The sequence below is a fragment of the Pseudomonas sp. 05N434 genome, from assembly GCF_056396965.1.
This window is the reverse complement of record NZ_JBFTMK010000787.1, coordinates 1-1663: the sequence shown is the minus strand read 5'-3', so window position 1 is coordinate 1663 and position 1663 is coordinate 1. Positions and strand designations below refer to the sequence as shown.

At 57.9% G+C, this 1663-nt stretch carries 2 protein-coding genes; one reads left to right on the top strand and one right to left on the bottom strand.

Annotation, left to right across the window (positions count from 1 at the left end; translation table 11 throughout):
* On the top strand, positions 1-1017 hold a 1017-nt coding region (locus AC1DLB_RS29365), incomplete at its 5' end, for a sodium:solute symporter family transporter (protein ID WP_477786227.1).
* Between the two features lie 381 nt (positions 1018-1398).
* Here the strand turns inward: AC1DLB_RS29365 and AC1DLB_RS29360 are convergent.
* The coding region (locus AC1DLB_RS29360; protein WP_477786226.1) for a citrate/2-methylcitrate synthase at positions 1399-1663 on the bottom strand (265 nt) is incomplete at its 5' end.

Here is a 1663-nt window from a genome sequence, read left to right as displayed (position 1 = left end):
GTGCTGTTGCTGTCCGGTGCCTCGTTCATGGCGCTGATGGTGATGAAGCACGTCAACTTCGACTTCAACACGCTGTTCTCCGAGGCGATCAAGGTTCACGCCAAAGGTGAAGCAATCATGAGCCCGGGCGGCCTGGTGAAAGACCCGATCTCGGCGTTCTCCCTCGGCCTGGCACTGATGTTCGGTACCGCTGGCCTGCCGCACATCCTGATGCGCTTCTTCACCGTGAGTGACGCGAAAGAAGCGCGTAAAAGCGTGCTGTATGCGACCGGGTTCATTGGTTACTTCTACATCCTGACCTTTATCATCGGCTTCGGCGCGATCCTGCTGGTCAGCACCAACCCGGCCTTTAAAGATGCGGCAGGCGCGCTGTTGGGCGGCAACAACATGGCGGCGGTGCATTTGGCCAACGCGGTGGGTGGCAGTGTGTTCCTGGGCTTCATCTCGGCGGTGGCGTTCGCGACCATTCTGGCGGTGGTGGCCGGCCTGACCCTGGCCGGTGCCTCGGCAGTGTCCCATGACCTGTATGCCAGCGTGATCAAGAAGGGCAAGGCCAACGAGAAGGACGAAATCCGCGTCTCGAAAATCACCACCATCGCCCTGGCGGTGCTGGCGATCGGCCTGGGCATTCTGTTCGAGAAGCAGAACATCGCGTTCATGGTGGGCCTGGCGTTCTCCATCGCGGCGAGCTGCAACTTCCCGGTGCTGCTGCTTTCCATGTACTGGAAGAAACTGACGACTCGCGGTGCGATGATCGGCGGTTGGTTGGGGCTGGTCAGTGCGGTTGGCTTGATGGTGCTGGGGCCAACCATCTGGGTGCAGATCATGGGTCACGAGAAGGCGATCTTCCCGTATGAATACCCGGCGCTGTTCTCGATGATCATTGCCTTTATCGGGATCTGGTTCTTCTCGATCACTGACAAATCTGCTGCGGCTGACAATGAGCGGGCGCTGTTCTTCCCGCAGTTTGTCCGTTCGCAGACGGGGTTGGGGGCGAGTGGGGCGGTTTCGCACTAAGGCTTCTTATATATAAGCTGCGCTGACACGAATGCCCCGGTCGAGAGATCGGGGCATTTTTATTGGGCTTTTATGGGCGGTTATCGCCCTTTGTAGGGGCGAGGCTTGCCCGCGAAGGCTATATGCAAAAGCCAAAGCGAGGCGGCCGGCCGGCCTGATCGGACGTGGGGATATATTCCTCCCGTAGGAACTGCCGAAAGCTGCGATCTTTTGATCTTGCCGTTGCTTTGGCTTTTGATCTGTCTGCTCTTTTCCCGGAGGTCGAGCCGCCGTTACCGAAGAAACGGATATATACACAACCAAAGAGCACAAACAAAAACGGCCTCTATCTATATAGAGGCCGTTCTCGGTGCAACTTAAGACGTTATCGCAAGACAGGTCTTATTTGCGGTCTTCAAGCGGGGTGATGTCACGCGACTCGTAGCCGGTGTACAGCTGGCGCGGACGGCCGATCTTGTACGGGCTGGAGAGCATTTCTTTCCAGTGGGAGATCCAGCCGACAGTCCGCGCCAGGGCGAAGATCACGGTGAACATACTGGTTGGAATGCCGATCGCCTTGAGGATGATCCCCGAGTAGAAGTCGACGTTCGGGTACAGCGAGCGTTCGATGAAGTACGGGTCGGTCAGGGCGATCTCTTCCAGGCGC